At 63.7% G+C, this 12,072-nt stretch carries 11 protein-coding genes; 6 read left to right on the top strand and 5 right to left on the bottom strand.

Annotation, left to right across the window (positions count from 1 at the left end):
- Positions 1 to 34 precede the first annotated feature (34 nt).
- The 4 genes from BLW22_RS17595 to BLW22_RS17580 form a co-directional block, all read right to left on the bottom strand.
- Positions 35 to 439, bottom strand: coding sequence for an META domain-containing protein (locus BLW22_RS17595; RefSeq protein ID WP_065927086.1), 405 nt, complete (start codon positions 437 to 439; stop codon positions 35 to 37).
- Entirely contained in the window at positions 436 to 876 is a 441-nt protein-coding gene (locus tag BLW22_RS17590) for a hypothetical protein (protein ID WP_027607327.1), read from the bottom strand. The genes BLW22_RS17595 and BLW22_RS17590 overlap by 4 nt, the downstream gene beginning before the upstream one ends.
- 71 nt (positions 877 to 947) lie before the next feature.
- A complete protein-coding gene (locus BLW22_RS17585; protein ID WP_074847168.1) occupies positions 948 to 1,937 on the bottom strand; it encodes a 2-hydroxyacid dehydrogenase in 990 nt (329 codons plus the stop codon).
- A gap of 23 nt (positions 1,938 to 1,960) precedes the next feature.
- A complete protein-coding gene (locus tag BLW22_RS17580; RefSeq protein WP_065948339.1) occupies positions 1,961 to 4,714 on the bottom strand; it encodes a response regulator in 2,754 nt (917 codons plus the stop codon).
- Positions 4,715 to 4,919: 205 nt separating this feature from the next.
- Between BLW22_RS17580 and BLW22_RS17575 the strand changes: the two genes are divergently transcribed.
- Together BLW22_RS17575 and BLW22_RS17570 are read left to right on the top strand one after the other, a co-directional pair.
- Positions 4,920 to 5,648: a response regulator transcription factor gene (locus tag BLW22_RS17575; RefSeq protein ID WP_074847167.1), complete on the top strand. Its 729-nt coding sequence runs from the start codon at positions 4,920 to 4,922 to the stop codon at positions 5,646 to 5,648.
- Positions 5,638 to 7,005, top strand: coding sequence for a sensor histidine kinase (locus tag BLW22_RS17570; RefSeq protein ID WP_074847166.1), 1,368 nt, complete (start codon positions 5,638 to 5,640; stop codon positions 7,003 to 7,005). The genes BLW22_RS17575 and BLW22_RS17570 overlap by 11 nt, the downstream gene beginning before the upstream one ends.
- 3 nt (positions 7,006 to 7,008) lie before the next feature.
- Here BLW22_RS17570 and BLW22_RS17565 read toward each other — a convergent pair whose 3' ends face one another.
- A complete protein-coding gene (locus tag BLW22_RS17565) occupies positions 7,009 to 7,524 on the bottom strand; it encodes a DUF2062 domain-containing protein (RefSeq protein WP_027607322.1) in 516 nt (171 codons plus the stop codon).
- A gap of 135 nt (positions 7,525 to 7,659) precedes the next feature.
- On the opposite strand from BLW22_RS17565, the gene BLW22_RS17560 reads away from it, so the two are divergent.
- The 4 genes from BLW22_RS17560 to lpxK all read left to right on the top strand — a co-directional run bounded on the left by BLW22_RS17560 (position 7,660) and on the right by lpxK (position 12,065).
- Positions 7,660 to 9,885 carry a ComEC/Rec2 family competence protein gene (locus BLW22_RS17560; RefSeq protein ID WP_235865596.1) on the top strand — a complete coding sequence of 742 codons (2,226 nt, stop codon included), beginning with the start codon at positions 7,660 to 7,662 and terminating at the stop codon, positions 9,883 to 9,885.
- A gap of 109 nt (positions 9,886 to 9,994) precedes the next feature.
- Positions 9,995 to 10,630 carry a MotA/TolQ/ExbB proton channel family protein gene (locus BLW22_RS17555; RefSeq protein WP_027607320.1) on the top strand — a complete coding sequence of 212 codons (636 nt, stop codon included), beginning with the start codon at positions 9,995 to 9,997 and terminating at the stop codon, positions 10,628 to 10,630.
- Positions 10,627 to 11,055 carry an ExbD/TolR family protein gene (locus tag BLW22_RS17550; RefSeq protein WP_027607319.1) on the top strand — a complete coding sequence of 143 codons (429 nt, stop codon included), beginning with the start codon at positions 10,627 to 10,629 and terminating at the stop codon, positions 11,053 to 11,055. Before BLW22_RS17555 ends, BLW22_RS17550 begins: the two co-directional genes overlap by 4 nt.
- The gene (gene lpxK, locus BLW22_RS17545) at positions 11,055 to 12,065 is read left to right on the top strand and encodes a tetraacyldisaccharide 4'-kinase (protein WP_074847165.1); all 1,011 of its coding nucleotides are present in this window, start codon (positions 11,055 to 11,057) and stop codon (positions 12,063 to 12,065) included. The genes BLW22_RS17550 and lpxK overlap by 1 nt, the downstream gene beginning before the upstream one ends.
- The last annotated feature ends 7 nt before the right edge of the window (positions 12,066 to 12,072 follow it).

Here is a 12,072-nt window from a genome sequence, read left to right as displayed (position 1 = left end):
TATTTAAATCTCACCAACCTGTAGGTCGGTGGAATCAGCCCTCTTCGAGCCACAGGCGAATCGGCTTGCCTTCGGTCGGCCAGAAGCGGGTCTGCTCGATCGGCGAGATGTCCCAGCGCTGTACGCCTTGCAGGGCCTGGAAGAAGCGCTGTTCCTGCTCCATCAGGGCCTCGGCGCAGAGCTTGCGGGTGCTGCCGAGCTTGCCGAAGCTGAGTTTGTCGCCCTCAAGGGTGTACGGCGCGAACCAGTGGTTGCAACCGCCGTTGCCGTAGGCACGCCCATCGGCGCCGAGGGTGACGGTCAGGTGTGCGTAATCCATCAACGGCCGCTCACCAATCCACTCCACCACGTAGCTGTGATCCTGCTTGAGCTTGGCCGCGTCACCGGCGCAGCCACTCAGGGCCGCACCGACGGCGGCGAGCAGAAGCAGGCCTTTCATTGCCCGGCCTTCTGGCATTTCGGGCAACGATGTTTGTCGCCTTCGCTGGCCCAACCCAACTCGGCAATGCGTGCATTGGCGGCCGGTTGCAGCGGCTCCTTGGTCAGCTTGGTTTCCACCGCGAATTCAAACTCCAGCACGGTGTCGCAGCTGTCGCAGTTGACCTTCCAGGTGTGAATCTCCAGCTCGCCGAACTTCGGCCCGCGGGCCATGGCGACCCACTGGCCGGCAGGGCGGATGGAGTAGCGCGCGTCACCTTCGACGGTAAGGCGCATGGACAAGGTTTTACTGCCGCGCAGAGTGACGATCAGCACGTCGTCATGCTTGATCGAGCCACCGTTGCCGGTGACCTGGTAACGGCCCGGCACCAGGGCACGGCATTCGATCAGGGTGTGTTGCGGGCTCAGCAAGCTGAAGCGGAAATCGTGTTCGGCCATGGATCCTCCAAATAGGCGCGGCATCCTATCACGGGTGCCTGCTGATCATGAGCCTGGTATGTGACCGCTGATCATCCTTCGACGAGGTTCTGCGCCCGGCCATCGGCCCATGCCGCAATATTGGCCAATGTGGTGCCGGCAATCGCCGCCAGGGCTTCGCGGGTAAGGAACGCCTGGTGTGCGGTGACGATCACGTTGGGGAAGGTCAGCAGGCGCGCGAGCACGTCGTCCTGCAGGGGCAGGTCGGAGCGGTCCTCGAAAAACAGCTGGGCTTCCTCCTCGTACACATCCAGCCCCAGGTAGCCGAGCTGGCCGTCCTTGAGTGCTTCGATCAGCGCTGGCGTGTCGACCAGGCCACCGCGACCGGTGTTGATCAACATGGCGCCGGGTTGCATCCGCGCCAGGGAGCGTGCATTGATCAGGTGCTTGCTGTCGGCGGTCAGCGGGCAGTGCAGGCTGATGATCTGGGCCTGGGCCAAGAGCTCCGGCAGGCTCACATAGTCAGCGCCGAGGGCCTGGACCTGGGGGGTGGGGAACGGGTCGTAGGCGAGCAGCCGGCAACCGAAGCCCGCCATGATCTTGGCGAACGTGGCGCCGATCTGGCCGGTGCCGACCACGCCGACGGTCTTGCCCACCAGGTCGAAGCCGGTGAGGCCATGCAGGCTGAAATCGCCGTCGCGGGTGCGGTTGTAGGCGCGATGCAGGCGGCGGTTGAGGGCGAGGATCAGGGCCACCGCGTGTTCGGCGATCGCATGGGGCGAATAGGCCGGGACGCGCACGATGGTCAGGCCCAGACGTTTGGCGGCAGGCAGGTCCACATGGTTGTAGCCGGCCGAACGCAACGCGATCAACCGCGTGCCGCCCTTGGCCAGGTGTTCCAGCACCGGGGCGCTGAGGTCATCGTTGATAAAGGCGCAGACTACCTCGTGGTGTTCGGCCAGGGCGACGGTGTCGAGGTTGAGCCGGGCGGGTTGGAATTGCAGTTCCAGGCCGCGCGGCAAGGGTTCGCCGAGGAAACTGTCGCGGTCGTAGGTCTGGCTGCTGAAAAGAATCACGCGCATCAAAGGCGTCCTTTTTGATGAGTTCAGGCGCTGACCCGCGCTTCACTGGCCAGCCGTGCAATGGCCATGTCCAGCTCGTCCAGCGCGGTCATGGCCTTGGCGTCGTCCTGCTTGAGCAGGGTTTCGGCGCGCTGGCAGGCGGCGCGCAGTTGCGGCACGCCACAGTAGCGGGTGGCGCCGTGCAGACGGTGGACGCGTTCGATCAGGGCCAGGTTGTCCTTGGCCTCGCGGGCGACGTGAATGGCCTGGCGATCGGCTTCCAGGGAGGCCAGCAGCATGGCCAGCATGTCGGCCGCCAGGTCCATCTTGCCGGCGGCCAGGCGCAGGCCTTCCTCGTGGTCCAGCACCGGCAATTGCACCCCGGGGCCCAGGCCTTCGACGGCGCGCTCCGGCACCTGGTTGCGCAGGGCCAGGCCGGTCCATTTCAGCACCACCTGGGCCAGTTGCCGTTCGCTGATGGGTTTGGTCAGGTAGTCGTCCATACCACTTTGCAGCAGGGCGCGCTTTTCGTTGGCCATGGCGTGGGCGGTGAGGGCGACCACCGGCAAGGGCGTGCCATGGCGCTCGCTTTCCCACTGGCGGATCGCCTCGGTGCTCTGGCGTCCGTCCATGCCCGGCATCTGCACGTCCATCAGCACCAGGTCGAAGGTGTCCTGTTTCACCGCGTCGACCGCCGCGTAGCCGCTTTCCACTGCCCGGACCTGCGCGCCCATGTCTTCCAGCAGGGTTTGCACCAACAGCAGGTTTGCCGGGTTGTCGTCGACACACAGCACACGCGGCGCACGGCTGGACAACGGCTCGCCCGGTTCACTGCGGGAGGGCCGCGGGCTGATCAGGTCGGACAAGGCACGGCGCAGCTTGCGGGTACACGCCGGCTTGGCCTGCAACTGGCTGTTGGGGTTGGGTACCGACTCGTTGAACAGCATCTGTTCGGTGGTGGGGCACAACACCAGCACTTTGCAACCCAGGTGTTCGAGGTCCCACAGGTGCTGGTTGAGGCGCTCGGGCGGAATATCGTTGGCGGTCACGCCGAGTACCGCGAGGTCGATGGCCTGCTCGGTCTGGTGAGCGCTGGTGATGCCGTTGGTCAGGCTTTCCAGGGTATTGAACGGCGTGACTTCCAGGCCACAGTCTTCCAATTGGTGCTGCAGGGCCTGGCGCGCCAGGTCGTGGTTTTCCAGCACCGCTACACGATGGCCCAACAACGGCGCGCAGGGCAGGTCTTCGACGTCGTCGCGGGTCTTGGGCAGGTTCAGGCTGATCCAGAATTCAGAGCCTTCGCCCGGCGTGCTGTCGACGCCGATTTCACCGCCCATTTGTTCGATCAGGCGCTTGGATATCACCAGGCCAAGCCCCGTGCCGCCGGGCTGGCGCGACAGTGAATTGTCGGCCTGGCTGAACGCCTGGAACAACGCCCGCACGTCCTGGCTGGACAGGCCGATGCCGGTGTCCTGCACGCTGATGCGCAGTTGCACGCTGTCTTCCTGCTCGTCCTCGATCATCGCCCGGGCCACGATGGTGCCTTCGCGGGTGAACTTGATCGCATTGCTGATCAGGTTGGTCAGGATCTGCTTGAGCCGCAGCGGGTCGCCCACCAGCGCCAGCGGCGTGTCGCGGTACACCAGGCTGACCAGTTCCAGCTGCTTGGCATGGGCGGCGGGGGCGAGGATGGTGAGGGTGTCTTGCAGCAGATCCCGCAGGTTGAACGGGATGCTGTCGAGCACCAGCTTGCCGGCCTCGATCTTCGAGAAATCGAGGATCTCGTTGATGATGCCCAGCAGGTTGTCGGCGGATTTTTCGATGGTGCCCAGGTAGTCCAGCTGGCGCGGGGTCAGCTCGCTTTTTTGCAGCAGGTGGGTAAAGCCGAGTATGCCGTTGAGCGGCGTACGGATTTCATGGCTCATGTTCGCCAGGAACTCGGACTTGATGCGGCTGGCCTCCAGGGCCTCCTTGCGCGCCAGGTCCAGCTCGATGTTCTGGATCTCGATGGTTTCCAGGTTCTGGCGCACGTCTTCGGTGGCCTGGTCGATGCTGTGCTGCAATTCTTCCCGGGCGTTTTGCAGGGTTTCGGCCATGCGGTTGATGCCCGATGCGAGTTGATCCAGCTCCTGGCTGCCCAAGGGTGGCAGGCGGGTTTCCAGGTTGCCGTCCTTGAGTTGGGCCACCGCTTGCTTGATCAGGCCAATCGGCGCGTTGATCGTACGGCTGATGCGCAAGGCCAGGGCTGCGGTGCAGATCAGGCCGATGGCAATCAGCAGCAGGCTGGCGAACAGGCTGCGATAGCCGCGCAGCAACATACCGTTGTGCGACAACTCCACCTCGACCCAGCCGAGCAGGCGATCGGCTTCATCGGGGATCAAATCGCCCGCCAGGTTGCGATGGCGACCAAACACCGGCAGCAGGTAGCGCGTGGCGTCGTTGCCGGTGCGCTGCAGCAGGTGGGAACTGTTACCCACCGGCGGCTGGTTGAGCATGGTCGGGCCGGCGTGGGCCAGGGGCGTGCGGTCCGGCGCGAGGAACGCCACGGTGCGTACGTCCGTCTGTTCCAGGGATTGGGTGGCGATACGCTCCAGCAGGTCGGTATTCCTGCTGCCCATGGCCGGAGCCACCAGGGGCGCCAGCTGCTCGGCGATCATTTCGCCGCGTTGCAGCAGTTGGGCCTGCAACTCCGAGAGCTGCATCCAGGTGAAGTACCCTCCCAACAACAAGGCCATCAGGCTGGTCGGTAATAAGGTCAGCAACAGTACGCGGCCTTTTATCCCCATTCTTTTAAGCACGCCACTCTCCTGCTACCACACTGATATCAATCTTCCGCGCCGGCATCCGGCCCGCGCCACCTGCGCAGTGTAGCCATTTGCGCGGCCTGGAATCTTGCAAATTAATGACAGAGGGCAATCTTCGGGCCGTTGGACGCCGTGTGGCGAATGCCTGCGGCGGGGTTATCTTGAATAATCAGTGATTGAGAATGACTTGCAGACGCTAATGAATCCCGCAGCAGTTGGCCTACCCCGTATCCTCACAATTGAAGATGACCCCGTGCTGGGTGCCTATGTGCATGAGCATTTGGGGCGCTGTGGCTTCCAGGTCACCTGGTGCCAGAACGGTCAGCAGGGCTTGGAGATGGCGCGCGACCAGGCATTCGACGTGGTATTGATGGATATTCTGCTGCCGGGCCTGGATGGCTTGTCGATCCTCACCCATCTGCGCCGGAGCCATTCGGTTCCGGTGATCCTGATGTCGGCCCTGGGCGCTGAAACCGATCGCGTCAGCGGTTTTCGCCTGGGTGCCGATGATTACCTGCCCAAGCCCTTCAGCATGGTTGAATTGCGCGTGCGTATCGAAGCCATCCTGCGGCGGGTGGCCCTGGATCGGCGCCCGTTGCCGACGCTTGCGCCCGTGCGCGAGGATACCCGCACCCTGCGTTTCGACGATGAACGGTGCGATGTTTTTCATCAAGGCCACTGGGCGGGCCTGACCCGCAGCGAATATCGCCTGCTGGAAACCCTGCATCGCAACGCTGAAGAAGTCCTCAGCAAAGCCTTCCTCTACCAGCACGTGTTGCAACGGGGTTATGCGCCCCATGATCGCAGCCTCGACATGCATATCAGCCAGATCCGCCGCAAGCTCAAGGCCATCGGCTACGGCGAGCGTGAGGTGCGCACGGTGTGGGGCAAGGGCTATGTGCTGAGCGGTCACGACGATGGGCTTTGAGGCATCACTGAAACGGCTGCCGGGCAGGCACTCGTTATTCTGGAAGCTCGCCTGCCTGCTGATCGCCTTCTGTTTGCTGATGATCTGGCTCAGTTGGTCCTGGGGCCGGTACATGGAGCAAAAGAACGCCTACCTGTCCGATGAGGCCAGGAGCACCTTGAGTGGTTATGCGGTCGGCGCCGAGCAGGCCTGGAACCAGAGCGGCAATGCCGGCGTCGATGCGTGGCTGCAGGCAATGGGCAAGCGCGAAAGCACGTGGATCGGGGTGATCGGCAATGACTTGCAGTCGTTGAGCAGCTACCCGCTGACCGACACGGAAAGCCAGCGCCTGACCTTTCTGCGGGGCCTGGATTGGCCGGTCAGCCGCCACGTCAAGGGGTTGCCGTGGTTGAAGATCCCGTTTGCGGTGGATCCGGGCGCCGGTTCGCTGGTGATTGAACTGCCGCAGCGTTTTATGCCGGGGCGCTACCAACTGTTCTGGCGGGTGCTGACCAACGGCGTGATTCCCGGCCTCTTTACCTTGTTGCTGTGCATCGGCCTCTATCGGTTGCTGATCATGCCCCTCAATCAACTGCGCGAGCAGGCCAACGCATGGCGTGCCGATCAATTGAATACGCGGATGTCCCACGACGCCACCAGCCGCCAGGACGAATTGGGCGAGCTGGGGCGCGCGTTTGATCATATGTCCGAGCGCTTGCAGGGTACGGTGATGCTGCAACAGCAGCTGTTAAGGGACATGTCCCATGAACTGCGCACGCCCTTGAGCCGTTTGCGGGTGGCCTGTGACAGTGAGCAGGATCTTGCGCGCCTGCGTGAGCGGCTGGGGCGGGAGATCGATGCCATGCAGCGCCTGGTGGAAGACAGCCTGCAACTGGCCTGGCTGGATACCGAGCGGGCGCCGCTGCCCAAAGAAGATATTCAGGTGCAGGCGCTGTGGGACATGCTGCGCGAGAACGCGTGCTTTGAAAGCGGTTGGCCGGCGTCGCGGCTGTCCTGCCTTCTGGGCGCCGACAGTTGGGTACGGGGCAACCTGAATGCCCTGGCCCAGGCCCTGGAGAATATCCTGCGCAACGCCATACGCCATTCCCCGGCGGAGGGGGGCGTGTGCCTGGATGGATGCCGCGAGGGGGAGTATTGGCACCTTTGGTTGGAAGACCAGGGCGGGGGAATCGATGAGCAGGATCTGGAGCGAATCTTTGCGCCGTTTACGCGGCTGGACGGTTCGAGGCCCGGCGATGGTGGCTTCGGGCTGGGCCTGAGCATCGCGCGCAATGCCGTGCAACGCCAGGACGGCAGCCTGTGGGCGGAAAATACCGGCCAGGGCCTGCGTGTGCACCTGCGGTTGCCGGCGCGATAGGTCTCAGCCTCGGCGCTGCTTGCGCTTTTTCCATTGGTGCGCGACCCACCAGCGCCAGTACCCCATGGTCAGGCAGTAGGCCAGTGCGCCCAGCACCAGCCCCAACACCACCGAACCCAGCAGGAAGGGCTGCCACAGCGTGCTCAACTGGCCGCTGATCCACTCCCAGGTCAGGTCGTCGGGCAGGCTGCGCGGTGGCACATTCATCAGCCAGGCGCCGGTCATGTAGGTGCAGATGAACACCACCGGCATGGTGATCGGGTTGGTCAGCCATACCAGGCTGATGGCGATGGGCATATTGCCGCGCACGGTGATCGCCAGCACTGCCGCCAGCAGCATCTGCAATGGGATCGGGATAAACGCCGCGAACAAACCCACGGCCATGGCGCGTGCCACGGAGTGCCGATTCAGGTGCCAGAGGTTCGGGTCGTGCAGCAACGTGCCAAGAAACTGTAATGACTTGTGTTCCCTGATACTGGTGGGGTCGGGCATGTACCGTTTGAATAAGCGCCGAGGCATAGGGGGTCCAGGTCAGTTCGAGGGGCAAGTATGCCCGCATTCTATAAACAGAAAATTCAGACTTTGTGACAAAACATCATAGGACACGCTGGGCCCTCGTCTAAGACTGAGTGGATCACTTGAAAAGGAGGGTTCATGAAGACAGGGATGTTCGCGCTCGCGCTGGGGCTGCTTGCCTTGCGCTTTCTACCGGCGTTGCCGTCGACGGGGTGGCTGATAGCCATGTTGGTGCTGGCATTGATGCTATTGCCTTTTCGTACGTCGCCACTGGCATTTTTCCTGCTGGGTTTGAGCTGGGCCTGCATCAGCGCGCAGTGGGCGCTGGATGATCGACTACGGCCGGTGCTGGATGGCCAGACGCGATGGCTGGAAGGCCGTGTAACCGGGTTGCCGCAGCAGACAGGGACGGGCGTGCGTTTTGAGCTGGCCGACAGCCAGGCGCGCAACGCCCGGTTGCCCAAGCGCATCCGGGTGTTTTGGCACGGCGGGCCGCCGGTACGCAGTGGCGAGCGCTGGCGTCTGGCCGTGACGCTGAAACGGCCTGCCGGGCTGCTCAATTTTCACGGTTTCGATCAGGAGGCCTGGCTGCTGGCCCAGCGCATTGGCGCCACCGGCTCGGTGAAGGATGGTGAGCGCCTGGCGCCGGCGCGTCATGCCTGGCGTGACACGGTCCGCCAACGCCTGATGGCGGTGGATGCCCAAGGCCGCGAGGCGGGCCTGGCGGCTTTGGTGCTGGGGGATGGCTCCGGGCTGGCGGCCGAAGACTGGCAGGTGTTGCAGGACACCGGCACGGTGCACCTGTTGGTGATTTCCGGCCAGCACATTGGCTTGCTGGCGGGGTTGATCTACGGCTTGGTCGCGCTACTTGCACGCTACGGCTGCTGGCCCCGCACCTGGCCGTGGCTGCCGTGGGCGTGCGGCCTGGGGTTTGCCGCCGCGCTGGGGTACGGCCTGCTGGCAGGGTTTGGCGTGCCGGTGCAACGGGCCTGCGTCATGGTGGGGCTGGTGTTGTTGTGGCGCCTGCGCTTTCGTCATCTGGGCTTCTGGTGGCCGTTGTTGCTGGCACTCAATGGCGTGCTGATCCTGGAGCCACTGGCCAGCCTGCAACCCGGATTCTGGCTGTCCTTCATGGCTGTCGCGGTGCTGGTCCTGGGATTTGGTGGGCGCTTGGGGCCGTGGAGTGTCTGGCAGGCATGGACACGTCCCCAGTGCTTGATTGCCGTTGGTCTGTTTCCTGTGTTGCTGGTGCTCGGCTTGCCCGTCAGCGTCAGTGCGCCGCTGGCCAACCTGGTTGCCGTGCCGTGGATCAGCCTGGTGGTGTTGCCCCTGGCGTTGCTGGGGAGCACATTGTTGCCGCTGCCGTATGCGGGTGAGGGCTTGTTGTGGCTGGCGGGTGGGGCGCTTGACGAGTTGTTCCGGGGCTTGGCATGGCTCGCTGGGCTAATGCCTGCCTGGATACCGGCCGAAGTGCCCCTGGGTTACTGGCTGATCAGCCTGGTCGGCGCGGTGCTGTTATTGCTGCCCAGCGGCGTGCCGTTTCGGCCCCTGGGCTTGCCACTGCTGTTGTTGGCCGTGTTTCCACCCCGCGAGCTCGTGCCCCATGGGCGGATGGAGGTGGTACAGCTGGATGTCGGGCAGGGTCAGGCCTTGATCCTGCGTACCCGCCATCACACGTTGCTCTACGATGCCGGCCCGCGTTCGGGGACGGTTGACCTCGGTGCCCGTGTGGTAGTGCCCGCGTTGAAAAAGCTCGGCGTCGGGACGCTGGATATGATGCTGCTGAGCCACGCCGACGCCGATCATGCCGGTGGGGCGTCGGCTGTTGCCCGAGGGTTGCCGATCCGGCGTGTCGTGGGCGGTGAAACCGAGGGGTTGCCCGCGTTTCTCGCCACCCAGCCCTGCGTCAGCGGCGAACAGTGGGAGTGGGACGGTGTGGCATTCGAGCTGTGGCAGTGGCCTGATGCGATTGATGGCAACCCCAAGTCCTGTGTTCTGCAGGTCCAGGCCAACGGTGAGCGGCTGCTGCTCACGGGGGATATTGATCGGGCTGCCGAGCGAGCATTTCTCGCGTCTTCGTTGGCCGTGCACACCGACTGGCTGCAATCCCCTCACCATGGCAGCCGCAGTTCGTCGTCGTGGCCTTTTCTACAGCGGCTGGCGCCCACGTCGGTGCTGATTTCCCGTGGGCGTGGCAATGCGTTCGGCCATCCTCACCCGCAGGTGGTGGAGCGCTACCAGCGACTGGGCAGCCAGATATACGACAGTGCCGAGCTGGGCGCGGTGCGCGTGCAATTAGGGGCTTTCCAGCCACCCACTGTTGCGCGTAGTCAACGCCGTTTTTGGCGCGAAACGTTACCCTGAGCCGGCCATGCCAAAGGCCGGCGCCTGGGACAGACGGGTCCATGGCCGACGAACCCCGCCGCCGAACCTATATGGTAAAGTGGCGCACTTTTTCGAGGGGACATTCACTGTGTGGGAATTGGTCAAATCTGGCGGCTGGATGATGTTGCCCATCATCCTGAGCTCCATCGCCGCACTCGGCATCGTTGCCGAACGTTTGTGGACCCTGCGCGCCAGTCGCGTCACCCCCGAGCATCTGCTGGGGCAGGTCTGGAGCTGGATCAAGAACAAGCAGCTGGACAAGGACAAACTCAAGGAACTGCGCGCCAACTCGCCCCTGGGTGAAATCCTCGCCGCCGGCCTGGCCAACTCCAAGCATGGTCGCGAGATCATGAAGGAGTGCATCGAAGAGGCCGCCGCCCGGGTCATCCATGAACTGGAACGCTATATCAACGCCCTCGGCACCATCGCAGCCATGGCGCCGTTGCTCGGTTTGCTGGGGACGGTACTGGGCATGATCGATATTTTCAGCTCGTTCATGGGCTCGGGCATGACCACCAACGCGGCCGTGCTGGCCGGCGGTATCTCCAAGGCCCTGATTACCACGGCGGCGGGCCTGATGGTCGGTATTCCTTCGGTGTTCTTCCATCGTTTCCTGCAGCGGCGCATCGATGAACTGGTGGTCGGTATGGAGCAGGAAGCCATCAAGCTGGTGGAAGTGGTGCAGGGCGACCGTGATGTGGACCTGGTTGGGGGCAAAGCGTGAAATTTCGCCGCAAGCAACGGGAAAATGTCGACATCAACCTCGCGTCGTTGATCGACGTGGTGTTTATCCTGCTGCTGTTTTTTGTCGTCACCACCACCTTCACCCGGCAGACCGAACTGCGCGTCGACCTGCCGGAAGCCGTGAGTGGTTCGCCGGCCGAAGACCAGGAAGTCAAGCAACTGGACATCGCCATCAGCGCCGACGGCGCGTTTTCGGTGAATAACCAGGTGCTCGAGAAAAACGACCTCGCCAGCCTCATGGCGGCCCTGGAGAAAGAGTCCGGCGGCGATACCAAGATGCCGTTGTCCATCAGTGCCGATGGCAAGACCCAGCACCAGGCCGTGATCACTGCGATGGACGCTGCCGGCAAGCTCGGTTTCAGCCATCTGCGCATGAGCACTGTCGAGGCGGCGAGCCAACCCTGATGGCCATGTCCGATCGTTTGCTCAAGGCCTGGTACGAGGGCCATCCGGCACTGGCGTTGTTGCGTCCGCTGGAATCGTTGTATCGCCGGGTGGTGCAGCGCAAGCGCGCGCGGTTCCTGGCGGGAGAGGGCGAGATCTATCAATCGCCGGTGCCGGTGGTGGTGGTCGGTAATATCACCGTGGGCGGCACCGGCAAGACGCCGTTGATCCTGTGGTTGATCGAACACTGTCGGCGCAGTGGCCTGCGGGTGGGTGTGGTCAGTCGCGGGTATGGCGCCAAGCCGCCGCAGTTGCCATGGCGCGTCGAGGCGAGCCACAGCGCCACGGTGGCGGGCGACGAGCCTTTGCTGATCGTGCAGCGCTGCGGCGTGCCGCTGATGATCGATCCCGACCGCAGTCGTGCGGTGCAGGCCTTGCTTGCCAGCGAGACCCTCGACCTGATCCTCTCCGACGACGGGCTGCAACACTACCGCCTGGCCCGTGACCTGGAACTGGTGCTGATCGACGCCGCCCGGGGCCTGGGCAATCGCCGTTGCCTGCCGGCGGGGCCGTTGCGCGAACCGGTTGAGCGTTTGCACAGTGTGGATGCACTGCTCTACAACGGTGCTGGCTCGGATCGCGACGACGGCTTTGGATTTCGCCTGCAACCTACCGCATTGGTCAACCTGCACAGCGGCGAGCGCCAGTCGCTGGCGTATTTTCCTGAGGGGCAGCAGGTACATGCGGTTGCCGGTATCGGCAACCCGCAACGTTTCTTCAACACCCTCGAAACGCTACACTGGCAGCCGATTCCCCATGCTTTCGCCGACCATGCGCCCTACAGTGCCGAGGTCTTGAGTTTTACCCCGTCATTGCCACTGGTCATGACCGAGAAGGACGCGGTGAAGTGCCGCGCCTTTGCCCAGCCCGACTGGTGGTACCTTGCGGTGGATGCGGTGCCGTCGCCGGCGTTCGTCGCCTGGTTCGACACGCAGCTGATGCGCCTGCTGCCCGCCCGTCTTTTGCCTTAAACGCTTT

Origin of the sequence: Pseudomonas marginalis (genome assembly GCF_900105325.1) — a bacterium.
In the GTDB taxonomy this organism is placed as follows: Bacteria; Pseudomonadota; Gammaproteobacteria; order Pseudomonadales; family Pseudomonadaceae; genus Aquipseudomonas; species Aquipseudomonas marginalis.
Note: the sequence above shows the minus strand (reverse complement) of the source record. Positions and strands in the feature narration are given on the sequence as shown.